Annotated in this window: 16 protein-coding genes; 7 read left to right on the plus strand and 9 right to left on the minus strand. The window is 39.5% G+C overall.

Going from position 1 to position 20,465, the window contains the following annotated elements:
- Positions 1–74: 74 nt before the first annotated feature.
- Genes QNM18_RS00115 through QNM18_RS00130 form a run of 4 tightly spaced genes read right to left on the minus strand, consistent with a single transcriptional unit; the run spans position 75 to position 7,254 of the window.
- Positions 75–2,624 carry a hypothetical protein gene (locus QNM18_RS00115; RefSeq protein WP_284135937.1) on the minus strand — a complete coding sequence of 850 codons (2,550 nt, stop codon included), beginning with the start codon at positions 2,622–2,624 and terminating at the stop codon, positions 75–77.
- Positions 2,617–3,096 carry a hypothetical protein gene (locus tag QNM18_RS00120; protein ID WP_211009998.1) on the minus strand — a complete coding sequence of 160 codons (480 nt, stop codon included), beginning with the start codon at positions 3,094–3,096 and terminating at the stop codon, positions 2,617–2,619. The genes QNM18_RS00115 and QNM18_RS00120 overlap by 8 nt, the downstream gene beginning before the upstream one ends.
- A gap of 18 nt (positions 3,097–3,114) precedes the next feature.
- The gene (locus QNM18_RS00125; protein ID WP_284135938.1) at positions 3,115–5,952 is read right to left on the minus strand and encodes a sensor histidine kinase; all 2,838 of its coding nucleotides are present in this window, start codon (positions 5,950–5,952) and stop codon (positions 3,115–3,117) included.
- Positions 5,953–7,254, minus strand: coding sequence for a KAP family P-loop NTPase fold protein (locus QNM18_RS00130; protein ID WP_284135939.1), 1,302 nt, complete (start codon positions 7,252–7,254; stop codon positions 5,953–5,955). It lies immediately after the preceding gene.
- A 218-nt stretch (positions 7,255–7,472) separates the two neighbouring features.
- Here QNM18_RS00130 and QNM18_RS00135 point away from each other — a divergent pair, with 218 nt between their 5' ends.
- Together QNM18_RS00135 and QNM18_RS00140 are read left to right on the plus strand one after the other, a co-directional pair.
- A complete protein-coding gene (locus QNM18_RS00135) occupies positions 7,473–7,922 on the plus strand; it encodes a hypothetical protein (RefSeq protein WP_284135940.1) in 450 nt (149 codons plus the stop codon).
- Positions 7,923–8,221: 299 nt separating this feature from the next.
- Positions 8,222–10,366: a PQQ-dependent sugar dehydrogenase gene (locus QNM18_RS00140; RefSeq protein WP_284135941.1), complete on the plus strand. Its 2,145-nt coding sequence runs from the start codon at positions 8,222–8,224 to the stop codon at positions 10,364–10,366.
- A 92-nt stretch (positions 10,367–10,458) separates the two neighbouring features.
- On the opposite strand, the gene QNM18_RS00145 is transcribed toward QNM18_RS00140, so the two are convergent.
- Complete coding sequence (locus tag QNM18_RS00145; protein ID WP_284135942.1) at positions 10,459–10,878, minus strand: hypothetical protein; 420 nt, start codon at positions 10,876–10,878, stop codon at positions 10,459–10,461.
- A gap of 291 nt (positions 10,879–11,169) precedes the next feature.
- On the opposite strand from QNM18_RS00145, the gene QNM18_RS00150 reads away from it, so the two are divergent.
- On the plus strand, positions 11,170–12,264 hold the full coding sequence (locus QNM18_RS00150; protein ID WP_284135943.1) for a GGDEF domain-containing protein: 1,095 nt from the start codon (positions 11,170–11,172) through the stop codon (positions 12,262–12,264).
- A 47-nt stretch (positions 12,265–12,311) separates the two neighbouring features.
- Here QNM18_RS00150 and QNM18_RS00155 read toward each other — a convergent pair whose 3' ends face one another.
- A complete protein-coding gene (locus QNM18_RS00155) occupies positions 12,312–13,676 on the minus strand; it encodes a hypothetical protein (RefSeq protein ID WP_284135944.1) in 1,365 nt (454 codons plus the stop codon).
- Positions 13,677–14,212: 536 nt separating this feature from the next.
- Here QNM18_RS00155 and QNM18_RS00160 point away from each other — a divergent pair.
- Entirely contained in the window at positions 14,213–14,521 is a 309-nt protein-coding gene (locus QNM18_RS00160) for a hypothetical protein (RefSeq protein WP_023397514.1), read from the plus strand.
- 100 nt (positions 14,522–14,621) lie between these two features.
- Here QNM18_RS00160 and QNM18_RS00165 read toward each other — a convergent pair whose 3' ends face one another.
- The gene (locus QNM18_RS00165) at positions 14,622–14,807 is read right to left on the minus strand and encodes a hypothetical protein (RefSeq protein ID WP_211009991.1); all 186 of its coding nucleotides are present in this window, start codon (positions 14,805–14,807) and stop codon (positions 14,622–14,624) included.
- 298 nt (positions 14,808–15,105) lie between these two features.
- On the opposite strand from QNM18_RS00165, the gene QNM18_RS00170 reads away from it, so the two are divergent.
- Together QNM18_RS00170 and QNM18_RS00175 are read left to right on the plus strand one after the other, a co-directional pair.
- Entirely contained in the window at positions 15,106–16,065 is a 960-nt protein-coding gene (locus QNM18_RS00170) for an ABC transporter substrate-binding protein (RefSeq protein ID WP_284135945.1), read from the plus strand.
- A gap of 16 nt (positions 16,066–16,081) precedes the next feature.
- Positions 16,082–16,828 carry a substrate-binding periplasmic protein gene (locus QNM18_RS00175; protein ID WP_284135946.1) on the plus strand — a complete coding sequence of 249 codons (747 nt, stop codon included), beginning with the start codon at positions 16,082–16,084 and terminating at the stop codon, positions 16,826–16,828.
- A 118-nt stretch (positions 16,829–16,946) separates the two neighbouring features.
- Here QNM18_RS00175 and QNM18_RS00180 read toward each other — a convergent pair whose 3' ends face one another.
- Both QNM18_RS00180 and QNM18_RS00185 read right to left on the minus strand, forming a co-directional pair.
- Positions 16,947–17,153, minus strand: a complete 207-nt coding sequence (locus QNM18_RS00180) for a hypothetical protein (RefSeq protein WP_211009988.1) — start codon at positions 17,151–17,153, stop codon at positions 16,947–16,949.
- 417 nt (positions 17,154–17,570) lie between these two features.
- Positions 17,571–18,368: a dermatopontin-like protein gene (locus tag QNM18_RS00185; RefSeq protein WP_284135947.1), complete on the minus strand. Its 798-nt coding sequence runs from the start codon at positions 18,366–18,368 to the stop codon at positions 17,571–17,573.
- Between the two features lie 1,074 nt (positions 18,369–19,442).
- On the opposite strand from QNM18_RS00185, the gene QNM18_RS00195 reads away from it, so the two are divergent.
- Entirely contained in the window at positions 19,443–20,417 is a 975-nt protein-coding gene (locus QNM18_RS00195; RefSeq protein ID WP_211009986.1) for a DUF1852 domain-containing protein, read from the plus strand.
- Positions 20,418–20,465: the final 48 nt, after the last annotated feature.

Here is a 20,465-nt window from a genome sequence, read left to right on the forward strand (position 1 = left end):
TAGCACAATGCAGTTTTGAATTAAAAAGCCCCGAAATTACACATCGGGGCTTTTTAATTTATGGTTTGAAGATTTTAAAAAGGCCGATAACGTTTTAAAAACGCTTTTACTTCAGGTAGCGCTGCATATGCCATCACATCAAAATAACCAAGCGGCGCGGTGCCGGTTTCAATCCAAATTAGTTGCGACAACTCACTTTCATGAACTTGCCCGTCTTGGATCATTCTATATAGAGATTCCGAAGGGCTAAGCTCTCCTTCAACGATTTTATCGTTGCTATAGGGGGTTGTTGTTTCACTGCAGTGGTTGGTATGTAAGTCCGACCAAAAGGACTTTTGTTGACCTATCCAATCTCTGATATTGACGTTCATTTGATGGTAAAAGCTGTCACTGAGCATTTGCATAGAATGCAGTAATTGCTTTCTATTTGGCACTTTAAATAAAAGCTGGGGACTATTTTTATATTTATCAGTTATGTTTTCTAAATGTAGTTTTCCCCCTGATTGGATCAGGCGAAGAACTTGCAGTAGTGTTGGTAAATTTTCCGTTGCAGTCAACTTTATCCAATGCGTATTTTCATATTGATACTCAGTTGCCAAATCGCCATTTAAAGTGTTGGCGGTACTATGAAAATGGCAAAGAAGACCTTCGGCTTGAATCGCTTTGGGGTTCTCAATTAATGTTGAAGATGGGTGCCATGGTAATACCAAATCACAAAGTAGCAGCATCATGGCTGTTTTTTCAGAATCTCTGGTATAACGGTCTGGCAGGTAACTCATGTTGTGAAATAGAATCGCTCTGGCAGCCGGTTTGATCAGATCTCTAATCACGAGCTTTTTGCGTTCATCGGACTGGATTTGATTGTGGTCATGCACATGTTCAATCAATATATAGGCGCTTGAAATACCTTGTTTTTGTAATGGTAGCGTTTCAAAGTGAGAGAGAGACTCAAGTTCCCTTGATTCAATTAACCCAATTTGAGCAAATTCATCATGGACTTTTTGCCAGTTCATTTCAGTGCTACTGTCACCGTTTTCAAGCATCCCTAAATCATGAAACAGGGCCGAGATTGCGAATGTTTTTTGAAGGTTATCTGCAATTTTCCCTTTGTTAGACAGCATATATTGACCAAAGATGTATACGTCAATAATGTGTTGGCAGTGTTGCAGCGCAAAGTTGAGTGTTTCTGACGATTGACTGGCGTGTAAGCTATTTTCGAGCGTTCTAAATAGAGAAATGGGTAAATACAATTCTAAGTTTTCACGACAGTGCATTTTTATAAGCCGTAACATACTCATTGCAAGGTCAACTGGGAAGCTTCTAAATCGATAACCGTCAGAAAAAATGGTTCTAGCTGACTCAGTAATAACAAATGCCAAGGCACATTTCTCGGGCTCTATAAACTGATAATCTTTTTTATCCTTTATTTTCTCTAACACCTGAAATACTAGCCAGAGCATTAGATAACCCCGTTTTAACGGCGTTTTTTCGCGAGCTTGAAGCAATCCCAGATGTTTCAAGTAGATGTTTAAACCGTCGTAAGTCGTTGCTAAAAGCGCTTGAGTGCTAGATACATCCCTTTTTCCGAGTCGTACTTGCAGCCACATGGCTAGAGGCTTTATATGTTTGTCTACATTTTGCAGTTTGGAGTCAAGGTGCTTGTTTTCATTCTCGTCTTCATGGTTAGTAAAAAAGGCAGCAAATAAACCTACCAGGTTTTTATATCGTTTGAGCTTTTTTCCGTCGTGTTCCTCAGTGCTGACAGAGCTGATAAGGTCGACTGTTTGTTTGAGAGTATCGCGGTGCTCTTTTAAACAAATATCAGCACCTTTGGTAAAAAAGCGTTCCAGTAAAAGTTGCCGCCAAACGGTTAATAAAATAGGAATGCTAATGTCCGCCCAATATTCTACTGGGAAGTCCATATCCGCCCAAACTTTAAGCTTTTTGTTGAGACTTTTAAATTTTGTTATAGGCCAAGGCACAGACGAGTTGTATTTCGAAAGTGTATAAGTCCGTATTGCGGGTGCCATTTCGGGCCACTTTCGAGCTTTATAAGCTCGCCAAATAAGATAGGTTATCTCAATATCTGTATTTAACTTATCTTTTAACTGGTTGGCTATCTCTACGGCGTTGTTTTCGTCATAAATTTGAAGTTGCCAACAGGCTGTCAATCGCGGTGACTGATTACTAGGATCAGAAGTGAGTATGCAATTAAGTACAGATAATTTGCTGTCAACGATAGATTCAGTGACATACCATTTAAAATAGATCGACTGAGCGCTCCCTAACATATGCGTGGAAGCGTCACTCTTAGACGCATTGTTGGCTAGTTGGTTTGACTTTGCGAAATATTCAAAAATTTTATCTATGCTTGTTTCCAGCTGGTGTTTATTGGGGTAAAGCTGTTCTACTTTTTTGGTTATATATGGAATACTCTTATTGCTGAGTCCAGGCATAGAGAAAGCGACGGTTGCACTTATGACCTGCTCAGGTATCACAAAACATAGCACTCTAGCAAGCTGCGACTCAATATCAGAGCTTGTGTAATTTTGCAAAAAATTATTGTTTAACGCCTTAGTCAACTTTGCTTTTATATCGTCTGTTTTAATTATCTGCTCAGTCATGGTGCTTACCGATTTCTAGGCTACGAGTGAAATTTAATAGTTCCGCTTCTTCAAGGGGCTTAGTTGTGCGCTTTATTCTCCCGTCACAAAGCTGGTTAATTGTTTTTTGAACGTCACCGTCGTAAAAACCAGAGATAATAAGTATGGGGGCGGTTGTATTGGATTCTTTTGGCTTAGGGCAAGCTTTGAGCTTTTCGAGTAGTTCCAGCAATTGCTGATCCAAATGTACTCGCTGATTCTTTAGCCAGCAAATAAATAAAGTCCCCATCCAAACCACTAAATCAGAATCTATAGGCTGGCTTTTATCTTTGATTTGCTGATCAAGTAAAATACCATCGTAATAATGTTGATTAAGCAAGTTAGCAGCTTCCGGTATGGTCGTTGCCCAATCAAGAGTAAAACCTTCTTCTTCTAGCAACATGGTTTCAAAGAAAAAGTTTTCCTTTTCATCATCAATCCACAGTAGTCGCATTGTTTTCTCCTTAAATTTTTATCCGCGCCAATAATGTAAAAAAGTGGCTTGGGCAGTTATTACCGCCTTATTGTTATCGCTTCTCAATGGTGTGCTTTTTAGGGTGAGTTGACCGTCAGGGTGTGCGTTAATAAGCGATGTTGCCAATGGCAAACCAATTCCTTGTCCGCTGATGTTTCTGTGCATATTATCTCGCTCGCCAAAACGCATAACCTGCTTTAATTGGTAGTCACTTAAGGCATGACTTACGTTACTGATCTCTATGACTAACTTATATTTAATCGTCGAGACCCGAACAAAAATATTATGATTTTCAAGGGTGTACTTAACTGCGTTATCCAGTAAGTTGCCGATAGCAATGTCCAAACTTAATTCATCAAAAGTAAATTGATCCGGTGCGGTATATTCAAATTCAATCGCAGCGCCTTTTTCTGCTGCCCAGTCTCGGTATCTGTCTATCCAGCGCTCAAAACATTCCCTGAGATCTGTCTCTTTTCTATCGAGTTCTATCTGTTGATCCATCAATACTCTTTGAAATTTTTGCCAACTTTTAACTAGAAACTCATCCCTTTTTAATAACCTAAGCTGTTTTTTAATGGCTTTGTCATCGGGGGCATGCTTGAGGATCAAATGAGCAAACCCTTTCGCTCTGGACACCAGCCCCTGTGATGGGGCCAAAATAGCATGACGAAAAACACCCATATCAGATCGCCATTGAATTCGCATTGCTTCGTGGTAAATCACCTGCGATAGCTCTCTGACTATTCGGTATACTTGCTCCGCTTCCCATTGTGTAAAAGCACGATTGTGTGATGTGACTACTAAAAAGCCGCGAACAAGCTGGCTACCATGGATAGCGATACGAGTGACCATACTGTGCATACCCAGTGCGATTAATTTGCCATTTGCTCTTTGAAAAGCATTCTTTTTAGGCTTAATGAGAAAATAGTTTTTGTTGCTGGGGAATATTCTTTCCAGGTATTTAACGGTTTTTATGTAATCGACAGATGTCATTTGCTGGGTCTGTTTGGACGCTCCAGACAATATAAGTTGGCCCATTTCATTATTTACCATAAGCTCAACGTGACAGTCACGTCGGATATAGGTATCGACTAAGTGTTTTGTTCGCGCGATAAGACAGTTGTTGAGGTCCTGCCCAGAGAGCTGCATTAACTCATCCATAACCTCTGGCAACTTTGCAAACAAATGGTGCTGCTGAAATTCACACCATTGTATAGCCGTGGCTGCAAGCAGCTTGTCGGCCAGCTGCTGTTGAAATAACCCAATAACTCTGTTTTGAGTAAGGAGTTTTATCATACCAATCAAAGCAACATCACTTTGAGTAGATTTGATCTTTGGTTCAAAAAATAAGGGGTGATATAACCAAGAACGAATTTGCTTCCAACCGAGCTCATGACTAAGACTATCTAATTTGCTTTTATCGAGACAGCGACCAGCATCTTCGTCTGTTTTTGGGATAAGACAGGCTTCACATTTATTGATTAAATAAGCCGATGTAGAACCTTGCGCAACACCAAAATCGATCAAATTATGTATGTCATTTCCACTTTGACAGCGCGCTTGTGTTACTTTACCTGATTTGACTGGCTCGTAGAGCAATGCCGCTTCTGCACCGGTATACTTGCAGAGTTGATCTAGGGTCCTTGAGTGCAAAGATTCGAGGTCTTGCTCTTGGTTCTGTGCAAAATCATGTAACTCGCTGCTGAACTTTTGTACGCAATAACTTTGGTAATCTTTGAAGTACTCATAAAATCGTTTACCCGATGCCTGTATAAAGGTCTCAGATTTTTCTCTTGCAGCGGAACCGCGCCATCTGTGTAATGCATTAAAGTGAGGTTGATAGGCTTTATCAAACACAGCCAACCAAAGTGAACTGTTTTTGATGTATTTGCTGACATCATTGTGTTCAGGCTCCCACATTTTAAAACAGGCGCGTAGTAGCAGTTCAGATTGCTCATTTTGAGAGATACCCAAGTCTTCTAGCATGAGGTTTTGTATCTCTTCTTGCTCGATTGAATCAATATAAATATCGGAGGTATGCTGCTGTGTTGAACCGTCACAACTCCAATGGCTTATGGTATATAAACGCTTCTTATCAGCGTCGTACTCCATTAAGTTTAGTGAATATGCTTGGATGAACTCACCAACATGCCCGAGTAGTAGTGAGAGCGTTTCAAAGAATGTTTTTTTTACACTGGGTAAGCCAATGAGATCCTTATATGCATTTTCTGCAACATCTTTACGTTTAAGTGCCCGAGAGTGTTCGTAGGCAATATTGATGTGCGCAAAATCACTTTGATATTTGGCTATGTCACAGAGCAAAAACCTGTCTTTCACATTGTCTTCGCCAATATAAAAACAAATAAAGCCGATTAACTTTTGCTCTAAGTTATGAAGAGGCCAAAATAGTCTGCATTTGTCTTTATTGTTTAGCTCACCACACTCAATGCGTGTGCTAGGGAACGATTCCGGGTCGCCATATCCCGATACTTCTACTGGGTCATTTGCTAGGCCACCTATAGTGCAGCGCCAGTAGTCACTGTTCTTTGCGCGCTCGGCAATGACCCACTTTTGGTGTTCGACTAAATGGTTGGTTAAGTGAGGTTCTTCTTCATCGCACAGATAGCGCTCGAGTTTCTGTGTATCTAGCTTCTCTTTCGCTGCGCATTTTAGTTTGACGTAGGGCCCATTTTTGTTAGAAAAATCAATGCCAAAAATACGCCAATGGTCAGCGCCTAGTTTGTAGCATAGACTGTCAGTGAGCTGGCTTAATGTATCTTCTAGTTTATCAGGGCTGAGCAAAGCCCATACGTCATGTCTATTACTTTCTAGCATTTAAACCCCTTTACTGCTGATGAATTCATCGAGAACTTTATAATCTTGAATTCGAGTTTGAAGCCTGTATTCGTATCTGGCACCGCCTTTGGTTGGGCTTTCGTTAAAAAACTCGCGAATATAGGGCTGCTCTAATAGTTCATCTACTGTTGCGTCTTGATTTTCCGAGCGGACACTGTCGTGTTGTAGTGCGTTTTCCACTTGCTCCCAAAAAACGTTAGACTTGGCATGCAAATAGTCTCTGAGAGTTGGCCAGCGGTTGATGGCGGCAAGCCATTCCATAAGCAGTGCTGTGTCAAAGGGTGGGGTTTGGCTTTCCGGCTCATTAGACATAAGCCACTGATAGGTGTTTAAACAGCGTTTTATAAGCCTTAAGTTTGCAAAACAAGGCGTTGAAAAAACGTCTTTCCACTTTTCATCAAATCGCAGTCCGCTATCAGTGTTGTCTTGATCATCGTGATATCCGCCTTGGCTCAGTAGCTCTTGATACAATGTATTATGATTAGCCAAAGAGAATCGCGGAATTTGCAACATGATTGGAAAGAGTTTCTCTAAGTACCTTTGGCTATCATAGCTTGAAAGCGATGAAAATTTGCTTCTGATAGCTTGTTGCAAGGTGACCTTGTCCATCGCCACCACAAAACGACACCCTGTATGTGTATGACTACTTACCAATAGCCGTATTTGATCTAGCAGTTCAACAGCGCTTTCAGGGGAACACCTGTCTAAATCATCTATGATGATAATCGGCTTATTATCTTCCCAAAGGGTATTAATTAACTCTTCAAACTGTTCGGTAAGCAGATCAGTTTGAGTTTTAGCAGGGGGCTGTGTTTCAACCTGACTAATTGTGTCGAAATCTTTTTGAATATCAGTCAAATTACCTTTAATACCAATAGCACCAAGCATCCCCCTGACACCCAAAGATGCTGCGGTTTTAAGTACAGCTTTAAATGCATTTAAGGCTTGCTGCTTCGCATTATTTGGCTCTGGTTGGCTTTGCCAAATACAGTGCAGCAGTGCAGTCATTAAGCTGCTTTCAGCTTCGTAACGCCATGCGTCAAGCCACACAACGTTTTTATCGTTTAGCTCTTCTTTCAAGCACATTAATAAACTGGTTTTGCCTGAGCCCCAGTCACCACTAAGTAAAATAGGCGCTGTATTGATGAGCTCTGTATTCTGATGGCCTTGCTCAAAGTTGTCGAGTTTATTTAGATTTTCAGCAAGGTAACTGGCGAAGCTTTGCAATTCAGGCCAATTTTCTAAACTTGAAACTGGGGTATCACTAAGAAATCCTTTCATCTCATTACCAATGGTGAATTCAATGTAAAGCTCATACTCCTAAAATAACATTTTTTTTTCAAGTTTATTTTCTATTTAACAATCAAAGAGGTGGCCAAAAACATGCTTTTGATGACTTAACGCAAAAAGCGGAAGGTTGATCTTATCGAGGGTTGTATTTAAGCTGTGACTTTTTGGCGTGTTAGCTTCAAAGTAATTTGATTTGATAGGGATGTATTATGACGATAAATTATATAAAGGGTTTACTTATTTCTTTGTTTTTTTTTATTAGCCAGCCGTTAAAATCTGATGAACTTCCAGCATCCAGTTTAAACCTTAGCGTCGATTCTGTTTCTATCTACGCGTTATTATCTAATCCCCTAAAGTACCACAATAAAAAAGTTCAGTTCGTCGGGTTCTTAAATATTGAACATGAGGGAAATGCAGTCTACGCCAACAAGTTGGATTTTGATCAAATGATTACGAAAAATTCAATTTGGGTTGATATTGCAAGTAAGCGCGGTGAGCGATTTAATGAGCAATACGTACTAATTGAAGGCACATTTAAAGCAGATGAACAGGGACACTTTGGTTTATTTTCTGGCGCTATTGAAGATGTGGTACGTTTACAACTTCACAAAAACCGCAAGCAACTTGAAGCAGAGCTAAAGGCACCCTATAACCATTAACCTATCTTCTGCACCATGGAAATCAAAGAGAGGCATGTCTTTTTCAATATTTAACATCATGTTTAGACGATAACCTGACACAAAGTAAATGCAGTTAGCAGGGTAGCAATTTTATACAAGTTGGGTACCTTCAAAGGGCAATGACTAAAGCTCTAAACCGCTGGCGCTTTGCTTTATTCTCCAAGTGAAAGAAGATCATTTCAGTCAGAAAATAAAAGACAAAAATTGTTCTATAAATCGAAATTAAATTGACTATATTTTGGTCTATTTATCACATCTCATAGTAAAGGTACCATGTCATGTATAGTCTGATCAGATTTATGTTCTGTTGCTGGGTGTTGCTTGTGCCCAAGCTATATGCAGCGGATGTCTCAACCACTTTCCCAACTGACCAAACCTCAGGAACCTTTACTTTAGGCACTCAGCCCAAAACAGTTACCTTTAGCGGTGGCGAAGTGAGGATCGCAGGAATTTCCTCATTGTACCGAAGTGGTAGTCGGGCATTTATGGTCCGTAATACGACGGCAACGATATCGTTTGGCACGCCAGCAGTCGAATTACTATTTTACATTCGTGGGCAATCGACGGGAAACGCGTTTGTTAGACTGTTAGATGCGGATGACAATGAGCTATTAAGAGTCGAGGTAAACAGCAGCGATTGGAGCCAAGTATCGTTGCGTCGCGATAGTGGCATTGCCAAAGTTGAGTTTACCAACAATGCGAGCGATTTAGCGGCTATGGAAGATTTTGAATACACGGCAATGGCAGAGCAAAGCACCGAGCCAACCCCCATCACAGATCCCATTCCCGCTATGATTGAAGAAGGGGCGTTGAAGGCCAATCTAATTCCATTGGTATCGGGCACCCTGACTTCACCGGTGACCGGTGCAACGATAAATGGACAAGATAATTTCGTATATATAGTTGATCAAATTGGAATTTTATATAGTTTAAACCTCAGTACTAATCAGTTGAGTCAAGTATTAACCGTGACAGATAGGCTAGTAGACATTAACCCTAATTTTGATGAGCGCGGCTTTTTAGGAGTCGCATTTCATCCAAACTTTAACAACAATGGACTGCTGTATACCTATACGTCAGAGCCCGCTTCGGGCAGTGTTGATTTTTCTTTCTCTGGTAGCGTAGATCATCATACGGTGATCAATAGTTGGCAGGCCACATTGGACCCTGATGAGGGTGTTAATATAAATAGTGATTCCGCGACTGAGATAATGCGCATTGCACAACCTCAAAGTAATCATAATGGTGGTACTCTAATATTTGATAGTGACAGCATGTTATTGATTTCATTAGGAGATGGCGGTGGAGCTGATGACCAAGGGAATGGGCACAGTGACGATGGAAATGGTCAAGATACTCAAACACCGCTTGGTAAGTTATTGCGGATAGATCCACTAGGTAATAACGCCGTAAATGGCAAATATGGTATTCCAGCGAACAATCCATTCATTGAAAGTAATGGTGTTTTGGACGAAATATGGGTGGTTGGGGTGAGAAATCCCTACCGTATTGTCGCGCATGATAATCAAATATATGTATGTGATGTCGGTCAAAATAAGATTGAAGAAATCACTTTGGTGACTGGCGGAGAAAATTTGGGCTGGCCTTTAAAGGAAGGGTCGTTTGCCTTCAATAATAATGGAAGTGACAGCGGATTTGTGTTTGACCCTAACCTTGCAAGCTTGCCATCAGAGCTTGTTGATCCAAATTGGCAATATGACAGCGATGAAGGGATCGCGGTGATTTGCGGAGCTGTATACGACGGTAATATTGAAGTATTAAAAGGAAAATTCTTATTCGGTGACTATCGTTCTCCAGATGCAGATAAAGGTAGGCTATTTTATACATCAACTTCAGATCTGATTGCAGAAATACCTATCGAAACAGGCTTTGAAGGCGAAAAGCTACTTGGATTTGTTAAACTTAACAGTGGCGATGTGCTGGTTTTGACGAATGAAACAGGTACCCCACAAGGGTCTACTGGTAAAGTGCTCAGAATCGAAGCGATACCAAACAATGCACCACTGGCTGAGGTCGCTGAGTCCAATATAACAGTCAATGAAGGCGAGTTGGTTACTCTAAGTGCATCAGGTTCAAGCGATCCTGATGGCGATACATTGTTGTTTGTTTGGACTCAAACATCAGGTACTACTGTATCATTGAACAATGGCAATACTGTAACGGCTACATTTACAGCCCCCAATGTCGAACAACAAGTATTGTTAGAGTTTATGGTTGAAGTTTCAGATGGCCATTTAGCTCAAAGTCGAGAAGTTAGTGTGACGGTCAATAATATTAGTAATACCAATAGCAACACCACTACTGGCAGTGACTCGGGCGGTGGTAGCATGTCAATCTTTTTACTATTGCTACTTATTTGTTCGATTTACTTACATGGTAAGCGTTATCGGGATTATGATTGAGTATAACTAACGGCGAACATAGTCGGTTTTGTAAAGAATAGATTTTTGACAAGTTTTTAAAGGGGACTTTATAAGCTAAGCCCCTTTTACTATCAGAAGCATATTAGTTTGTAGCTACCGTGAAATGCGCTGTAACCTTGGATAAAGGACATTGACAATCTATTTCCTCTTTTGAATATAGCTAGAGGGGAGGGCGAGTTGTCGACAAACAACACGTTGCATCCCAAAGACTCAAACCCTGTTGGTAATTGAAGGGTAAAGCTTACTTCATCAAAATTAGCGGACTCTTGCATTGAGTGGACATTGTAATTGTAAGCATTGGCCAGAAGATAGCTAAAACTAAATGTGCCTTCCGTTATACCGGTTGGTACCAAATTGGCATCTTCAACCGTTATACTATCTTGCCAATGAATATTTACTTTAAAAGAATATGAGTTTTGAGCAAACGAGTTGAATGGGCAACTGGCGAGCAAAATCGCTAATATCGAAATTACTGAAAATGTTTTGTTCATCTGACTATCCTCTATAATTTTGTCTTGTAACATATAAAAAGATTACTAAATGCCTTATTTCGAGTAGAAAGCCCCTACGTTTCGAAGTCCTCTCGATACCTAGGCATAAGCCAGATCTTAGATCGCATTGTTCAACAAACTATTACACTTTATTTCAGAGTTTGTTGTGTATTAAGCAAGGCTATGAATTTACTTATTTTAGGAGTAGTTAGGTAAATTTCCTGTATCAAATATGCTCAACTTGGTTATATTCACCTATACTAAGCATGTCCGGCTTTGGTAAATTTCTTTATGTATAAACGTCTTAAGTCTGTGTTTAAGAGGGTTATCAACATTGGTTGCGATGGCGATGACTACAATGCACACAAAATACGTGTGTGCAATACGTTCGCACTTTTGTCTTGCTCTATCGTTTTACTCGATGCCTGTATTTTTGTTTTTTTCTATCAATCCTTAACTGCAGTATTAATGAACATGCTGTTAGTGACTGCCTGCTGCTTAGCGCTAATATTGCAATATTATAAGTACCATTACGCCGCTGGATTAATGTTATTTCTTAGCGTTATCAGCTTTATTTTTGTCCAAGCTTATGGGGTTGTTGGAAATGAAGTCGGTGTTCAAAATACCTTTTTAACCCTATTACCCCTGCCTTGGCTACTACTTGAAGGAAGTAGAAGAAGCACAAAAATATTGCTGTCAGTGCTTTGTTGTAGCTGTTATTTCTTTATCGAATACCACCAGCCGATCCAACAGCTAATAACGCTAAAAGATACCCATAAAGGTGTATTGCAGATCCTGTACGAATTACTTGCAATGCTGGTGTTAATCTTGATCGCCATTACATTTGATAATGACCGCTATAAATTTGAGAAAAAGCTCAAAAGAATGGCGACGATAGATGGACTGACAGGGCTCTCTAATCGAACCAAGCTTTTCATCGAGGGAGATAGAGCACTTTGTGGCGTTAAACGGCATAAATTACCATTTTGTGTCGCATTAATGGATATCGACCATTTCAAAAAGGTGAATGACAACTATGGACACAGTCATGGAGATGCTGCACTTCAAATAGTCGCGAAGCTATTAGCCAATAACACACGACAAAGCGATATCATAGGCCGATATGGAGGCGAGGAATTTGCACTGATTTTACAAGGTACGGAGCTGTCATCAGCTATTGATAAGTTGAATTCTATACGGGAAAAAATAGAAGCAGAACCCATTTGTTACGGCAGTGTTTGTATCAATTGTACGGCAAGCTTTGGAGTCACTCAGCTGACTAACCCAGGTCAAAATCTAACGGATTTATTTGACCAAGCGGACTCAGCTTTATATGACTCAAAGGATAAGGGAAGAAATTGTGTGTCTGTTTACCCGTTTGTTTAGCCAATTTAGTTGCAATAGAGCAATACTTTTAAAATGAAGCCTACTTCCTATTGATTTGCCAACCATTTATACCAAGCGTTTTGTTGGGTCTCGGCGTTTATTCTTTGCTGTAACAGGGCATCTATTGAAGTGGCGTCTAGGGCAGTGCCAAATTCAAAATCTTGACTGCTTTGCTCTAAAGTAACACCATTCTCACGGCCTTTATCTGTCACTTCACAGTGACCATTTTTACAAACTACATCTGGCTCAGGTTTGATAACTACAGAGTCAGACTTCGTCATGATATAGCGTTCATCTACATGAGTAGGACTCTGAAATTTGCTGAATTCACTTGCTGGTATACTTGTATCAGTTTTTGCGGTTACTTCTACCATATGTTGTAAAAACTGAAAACTGCCTTGGTGGGACAACGCACTTGTACCGGGCTCTGTGATGAATGAAATAAACCCTTTATCAATTGGTGAAGCAGAGAGTGCGTCACCTGCAAGTAAGTCAGTGATTGTTGCTTGATCTTTCTGTATGAACTGCACGGTCAGCTGGTGGCCATGTTCATCGAAATGGCCCTGATTAAAATTGCTCAGGCGCTTTCCATCATCATGTTTTCTATAATTCCCCAGATCGCTGGCAAACTGGCGAATATATTTTAAATCTACATTATTTTCCTCGCCATATTGATACATTTCAGACAATAAATTTCTATCGCCTTGTGTTAAAAATTCGTACGGGTGTGTATTTAAGTTAGATAAAGACATACCATCGACTTTGCTGCGAACATCTGGTTCATGTTCACCAAATAAATCTTCCACCATGAGTGCATAATACTTGTTTGACTGGGCTGGACTTACCGTAGTGTCTCGCTCAAGGTGAGTTATGTTAGATGCAAATTGTGATAGTGCTTGTTCTTTGTATTGGTTTGAAACCATTAATTTTCCAAGTGGAGAAAACCCCTCGTAATGGGTATCTAGCGACTGTTTAAACTGTGCTTTTGCATCTATATCACTGTCCATTTTAACGGCATCTCTCCTAAATTTTGTATGAACATTCTGATCATGCATATGCCACATTTGATAAGCCGCTAGTTTCTCCGAATCGGAAAAAGTATCACTTGGGTCAAGCGCAATGATTTCCAGTTGTTGCTGAGGCAACTTTTCAAACTCCCTTTTTGAAGATCCAACAACTTCCGGGTGGATATGTGGACGTGACGGGTTATTTAGCTGTCTCCAACTTTGAGCTAATTGACTTAGCTGCGTTTTACCAATGGCTTGCTGTGCGTCTCTTAGCTTTAACGCTAGTGATGATATTGAAATGTTGTTGTTTTGAGAAACGGCTTGATGTGTGTATGTGTGCTTTTGCACAGAGGCTTTTGCAGGTAGTTTTACATTTGCATTCAATTTAGAACCTGAAATATCCATATTATCCGCTCTCTTTGTGGCAGGTTGAACACGCGATTGACTGCGAGTACTAAAGAAGAAGCCATGTCCTTTATCTGGCGTAGTACATTTAGCGTAGCTAATATGGTAACAAAGTAAGAGGGTTGAAGCTCTTTGTCAAGTTGTGGACTTTATTTTAGATATAGGTTTATTGGTAGAATAAAGCATTATTTATGGTCTGTTTTCATTCGATATAATCAGTTGCTTTTTTATCAAATATCTCGTCGTTATAAGGCGATTTTTATAGAGTATATTATGGTTAAAATCGCAACTATTATAATTTCTCATTTGGTTTTTGTTGATCGCTTGTGAGGTCAGTGTTAAAAAATGTTTGCTTTGTCGGCTGTTGTGACAAGTTATTATAATTTCTTATTATTGTTGATAATGCACATTTATAAAGATCCTGTTACGAGTGATATTGTCTTTAAACTTGCCTTAGTAGATAAAGCTGACTATTGAATGAGCTATCAGGAAATAGCTTATACCTGTTAATACGTAATAAAACAAAAGGAGTTATTATGAAAGTTGCAATTATTTTATTATCTAGTTTGCTTGCCTTGTCATCTATAAATGCGAATGCTGCGATGGGATTTGATGAGTTTTTTGAACTTAGTAGGAGTAAATGGTTTGAACCTTGTATGTTTCAGTCAACTTTGAGTTTTTCCGAATATTTGGCACTTTTGGTGGCTGATGGTGCAATTACGCCAGAAGTCGTGCCTTATGCACTTAGCAACGGTTATGTTCCCGAGACTGCTTGGCCTTTTGCACCGGAGATAGTCGTTGATATATGTAAAGCAAGGAGTCGGAACTTTGCCTCTTTGGATTGATAACAAGGGCGACACGCAACTGTAAGCTATTTCAATATAAGGTTGCCTTGTATCTGGCAACCTTTTTGATTGCATCTTACCTTCTATTTAATGGTGTTTATTAAATGCAGCGGTTTTGTGTATAGCAACCAGCATCCCAAGTCATGCAATACTGCTTTTGCTCTGTCCAGCATGCATAATATGAGACGTATCCAGCTCCCGCAACTTGTGGAGTGTGTTCTCGTTTTAGTGTGTTGTCGGCATTGTCTAAGCGTTTAAGTGATTTTTTATTAAAGTGAAGTTTCATATCGCCTCCTTGTTCTCATTTTGGTGAATTTCACCCTAAATCTTATTATCAATCTGTGACAATTTTATTTTACTTTTACTTCACCTTTTTGTTACCGGTAGATTGCAAAGCAATTAAAGTTAGCAAGGCTAAGGTAGTCTCCACGTCTAGATGGGTTTATCCAAAATAATTGTATTGCACGCTTTAATTGTTGTGATCACATCTATACTTGAGATAGTGAATTCGTTTGTTTGTCATTAAGGAGAAGGACAGGTCAAACTAATAAGTTTTTGTTGTTTGATAGAGAAGATCTATTTTTATGCGCTTTGTTGTCAAATTTACAAACTGGTTATTCTTAGTGTGTGCTGTTTTGTGTTGTGCTCATGCAAATAACAAACAGAATGAAATTTCAATTCCAATGAACAACTGGACAAGCCAGCGTGTGCTGTCTTATGCGGTTGGAAGCATGATTCAAACGTATGGCTACAACGTTATTTACCATGATATGCCAGCCAGCGATCAGTGGGGCGCAATGAAAAAAGGGCTCGTACACTTTCAAATAGAAATTTGGCAACAGTCGATGTCTGGGCAATTCAATAGAATGATAGAAAACAACTATATAGTAGACTTGGGTGTCCACGATGTGGTGGTTCGAGAAGAGTGGTGGTATCCAAAATATGTCGAGGAATTGTGTCCGGGCTTACCTGACTGGCAGGCGTTAAATCGATGTGCAACGCTTTTTGCGCGAAAACCCGGTTCTTCCAAAGGCGTTTTTTATACAATTGACTGGGATTATCAGGATGCGGACCTTATCCGCGCATTAGGACTACATTTCACAATAGAGCGACTCAATAATGAAAATGAATTATGGCAGCTACTTGAGCAAGCTTGGGAGAATAAAACGCCGGTGTTGATAATAAACTGGACACCGAACTGGACGGATCTTTACATGCCAGGGAACTTTGTACAATTTCCCAAATACTCGCCAGCTTGCGAGGTAGATGCAAGCTGGGGGCAAAATAGCAATTTAGTCAATGATTGCGGAAATCCACAAAAAGGTTGGTTGAGAAAAGCTGGCTGGACAGGTCTGCAAAGTACCTACCCATGTGTATACAATTTACTAAGAAAGCTTAACTTCTCAAAAAACATGATAGCTGATGCTTCAGCACTGGTTATCGTAGATGGGCACTCAGAGCAAGAAGCTGCAAAAAAGTGGCTGGAAAAGTATAACCTTGATATAGCCCATTGGCTCGAGTCGTCCTGCGTATCAAAAACATGAACAACTAAGGCTGAGTATGAAGCACGCTTTAGTGTGTACTTTACTACTATTTAACTCAAATTATATTGCAGCTTTAGAAGTTGTATTTGAGCACAACCCTCCATTTCAAATGGTTGACGAGAGTGGTACAGGATATGGTCCCGTTTACTTTTTCGCTAAGAAACTCTTAAAAGCGGCAAACCTAAAAGGTAAGTTTACAGCCAAACCCTGGGCTCGGATCATGAATATAGATGCACACAGGCCAAATGTGATGATCTTATCGATGTCCAAAACTCCACAAAGAGCCAACCGTTTTATCTGGCTAACATCAGTCTATACAGGGCAACAATACTTGTGGAAAATTAGGTCGAGAGCAGAGCCAACCAACGGAGTCGTTAACGTTGCAATTGAAAGAAATTCTCACAAGATGAAAAGTGTCATTTCTTATTTTCGAGAAGATAACGTGTTGCAAGTGATTAATTCAACTCAAGCGTTGCAGGCATTGATTAAGGGTCGTGTGAACCGTTTTGTGGGAACGACTTTCGCGGTTTCAGGCAAGCTTGCAGACCTAGGTTACGATATATCGATTCTAGAGCGTTTAAATGTGTTTGATGAAGCGGGGTTTGAAAGTAAAGGTTTATATTTAACACTGACACTCAACACGCAGGAGAAATACGTGTCGGCTATCCAACAGGCACTAGCTAGTTCAGAAATCAAACGTGCAAGACATGAATTATTTACCGGCTTTGTAATGGCCGAGAAAGCAATATTAACCGAACAGTGAACTGTTATCGGCCATTTTAATCGGCAGGGCTTTATCGCTTTTTGTACCGCAATGGCTTTGTGTAGGTAGATAACAAGTTAGCTAGTAAACACATGAAAAGTAAAAAGGTACTTTTCGCTTAAAAGTAGACAATTTTAGGTAAACCACCTTCATCAACACAGCGATAATAGGCTGTTTGAATAGAGTGTGGGTTATAGTGCTCTTCGCTCCAGGCGACTTTACCGGACTTATAACACAAAACGTATGTAGTCGTGCGCGCTTCAACTGAAGACGATACCGAAGATGCCACAAGCGTTGCTAATGCGATGAGCGTTGCCTTTTTCATTTTGAACCTTTGTTATTGTTGTTGTGCTAAGTCGTTAAAAATTTACTCTGAGGCATTTTCATACAAAAAGAATGAGTTGTAAATTGTATTGTTAAAATTCTTGTCGATTTTGTAATTTTTTTGAGTTCCTATTGCAAGAATTCTGTCGTTAAGTTGCTTTGAAATAGCCCCTAGAGCTGTTTTCAGGATTCAAGTTATAACCTAACAATCATTGTGACTTTATAATATTGAAAAATACATAATAAATATGTAAATACACTGCTTGTTATTAGTTTTTATTATAAGGTCAATTGATTTAAGTAAGTTGAGGGTTGTTAATTTTGAATGTTTAATAAATTAAAAAGCCACGCCTTTAATAATCTTATATATTATAAAAACGTGGCTTGAACAGTTAAGAAAGTATTTATTAACTGATTATTACCAGCCGCTGTTTGCACTCAAACAGTAAGTAACAGTCGTTTTTCTGTCTTCAGCCCAGTTTACATGCTCGCTCTTCATACCAACTAATGCGCCACGAGAAGAACCTAAATCCCAAGGTCGGTCTAGTGACGAAGGGCCATCTTCAAAACATTGTTCTGGCTCTAATTGAGTACCGTATGTAGAACCTTCGTTCATCGCCGCACAAGCAAACTTGAATCTACGATCTTCAGCCCAGTTTTCATGTTCAGCATAAACACCCACTAAAAACTCACCATGACGACAAGTATAATTAACTGCATGATCGAATTCATTTGCATAGCCAGACCAACTTACGCGGCCACGGTATACTTTGCTACCAGATGCCGTTTTAAACTTTGCGCATTCAAAGCTAAAGCGGCGGTCTTCAGCCCAATTTGCATGGTAGCTAGAAACACGCTGTAAAAACATATTGCTCGGACAAGTAAATCTGAATGTTGCGTCAAACGCGTTGACGTCAGTTGCGCTGTAACCACTAAAAACAACCAAATTACCTGACTGAATGTTAAATGACGAGCTTGATACTTGTGCGCTTTCTAATTCGAATGTGTTTACACCGAATTCAGATACATCGTTATTTGAGTCAATTAATTCGATTATTTTATCAACATTAACTGATTGGTTTGAGGGGATTTTATATACCTTGTTGCCTATTTTATATTCCATATCTCCAGCACTTTGCAATTCTTCAGCAAATGAAAAAGAAGAGGTAAGTAACGCTGATATCATAGCCGCGCTGAATAGTAACTTTGTATTCATTTAAATATTCCTTTTAAATTTAAATAACAAGATCGGCCTAGACCTTTGTGGCCTTTCCTAAATGTGAAGTGGCCGGTTTTGATTTTATATACTGAGTTCCGATACAGCCATATATTTCGGAGTCCTATTTATAGATATTGAATATTTCAGCTAAATGACGGGGATTTATATTGATTTTTATTACATTGCACTTAGTGCAATTTGTTACTAAAGGGTAGTAATTTAGTTCTGTAAGGTAAAAAAACACCCCAAAATAGCGAGATTGAGCTCGAACGAGCAACCAAATTTGGCTAAGTTACGATTTAGGCGCAGCTATATTTTTATCGTTATATGACTTATATACGAATAATGTGCGATGTACTAACAAGATACTAATGCAATTCATGAGATAAAAATTATTTAAATTTTTTTTGTGGGTTATAGGTGTTTTTTAAGCTCTGTACTGCTTGACTGTATTATTAGTAACGGCCAACCCTTGGTACAAAGATTTACACCATAGCCAAAAAACCCAATGAGAAGTTAAGGCTTTTCTGCTGTGTCAGTAATGGCGAATTTATCGGCCAAATATCATATTCGTAGCTATCACAACTCATAATCCGGGGAAGATTTTTTTCACGGTAGACACAGATAAATAATTCGTAGCCGTGGCACTTAAGGGCGCGGTAAGCCAAGATGTACATAAGATGCCAAACAAAGCCGGCAAATAAAAAAAGTGGTTTATGTGGTTCTTGTTATAGGTGAATCGTGGGGCAAGCGATAAAGAAACTGGCTCATGGGCTTACCTTACTCCTTATGTGAATTGACCGCTAAGATAGCAGGTTAGCTGCGAGTCCCAATTTTTCAATATTATGAATTTTCTTCATGTTCAAATTGAAATAATAACATTTTTAATCACTTAGCCATCCAAGTATAACTAACTCATCGAAATATATAGACGTCTAGAGGTCCAAGTCTCTTGGCGGTCAGTTGGTGCTAATTGCTCAAATAGGTTAATCAGGTCTTGAACTAGGAAAATAAACTTAAGCAGAGCAGGAATTACATTTAGGGTTACCTAAAACATTTGGATACCAGATCATGAATAAAGATTTTACATTTACTATCAAGAACCTTCGTCTCGATGAGAATTATCATCCGTCAAACAATACGCGCATTACGACGAACTTTGCAAACCTAGCTAGAGGCGAAAGTCGTCAATCTAACTTGCGTAATGCATTGCAAATGATTGATAACAGTTTTAATGCACTTGCACATTGGGATAACCCGCAAGGTGATCGGTATTCAGTTGAGCTGGAAATTATCTCAGTAGATATGGATATTGACGGTAGTGGCGAAACATTTCCGTCAATTGAAGTGCTAAAAACGTACATTGTTGATCATAAAACAGGCGAGCGCACCGAAGGTATTGTGGGAAATAACTTCTCTTCTTATGTCAGAGACTACGATTTCAGTGTACTACTGTTAGACCATAACAAGGACCAACCGCAATTTAGTATTCCGGATAATTTTGGCGAGTTGCACGGAAATTTGTTTAAGTACTTTGTAAATTCAGACACATATAGGCGTAATTTTAGTAAACTTCCGGTTATTTGCCTAAGTGTCTCGGATAACAAAACGTACCACAGAACTGAAAATCAACACCCAGTATTAGGTTATGAGTATCAACCGAATGAGTCTTCATTAACTGAGCAATACTTCAAGAGAATGGGCTTGCAGGTACGTTATTTTATGCCACCAAATAGTGTTGCACCATTTGCATTTTACTTCTTTGGTGATCTACTAAATGATTACTCAAACCTAGAGTTGATCAGCACAATTAGTACTATGGGGACTTTTCAAAGAATTTATCGTCCTGAAATTTATAATGCGAATGCAGTGGCGGGTGCACGTTACAAGCCAAACTTGAAGAATAAAGATCACTCTCTGACACAAATTGTATATGACCGCGAAGAACGTAGTCGTTTAGCAATTGAACAAGGGAAGTTTACTGAAGAGAATTTCATCAAACCATATCAAAATATTTTGCAGCAGTGGTCGGCGAATTACGCTTAAGGCCTTCAAGTACCAAAACAAAATAGGTAGAAAGCACCAACCAGTGCT

The organism is Pseudoalteromonas obscura, from assembly GCF_030135505.1.
Classification (GTDB): Bacteria; Pseudomonadota; Gammaproteobacteria; order Enterobacterales; family Alteromonadaceae; genus Pseudoalteromonas; species Pseudoalteromonas obscura.